The organism is Micrococcus sp. GbtcB5 (assembly GCF_019091605.1).
GTDB lineage: Bacteria > Actinomycetota > Actinomycetes > Actinomycetales > Micrococcaceae > Micrococcus > Micrococcus luteus.
The window spans coordinates 1-228 of the sequence record NZ_JAGXJK010000652.1 but is presented as its reverse complement, the minus strand read 5'-3'; the positions used below and the strand labels follow the sequence as shown (position 1 = coordinate 228).

At 79.4% G+C, this 228-nt stretch carries 1 protein-coding gene; it reads right to left on the bottom strand.

Translation table 11 applies throughout. The features are described from left to right. On the bottom strand, positions 1 to 228 hold a 228-nt coding region (locus KVS67_RS13845; RefSeq protein WP_217565622.1), incomplete at both ends, for a DUF3151 family protein.

The following is a 228-nucleotide window of genomic DNA, read 5'->3' as shown; positions in this document are numbered from 1 at the left end:
CGAAGGAGGGTGCGGATGCGCTCGACCTCCCCGGCCCCCCCAAGCCCGGCGGCCGCGCAGCCCAGCGCGTACAGGGCGCGCAGGAAGCCGCGGTTGGGCACGTGGGCGTACGGCACCGGGCCGGCGCCGCGCCACCCCGCCCGGCGCAGCGCGTCCAGCCCCCGGTGGTAGCCGACGCGGGCGTACGCATTGGAGTCCACGGTCCGCCCCTCGGCCCACGCGTCCTCC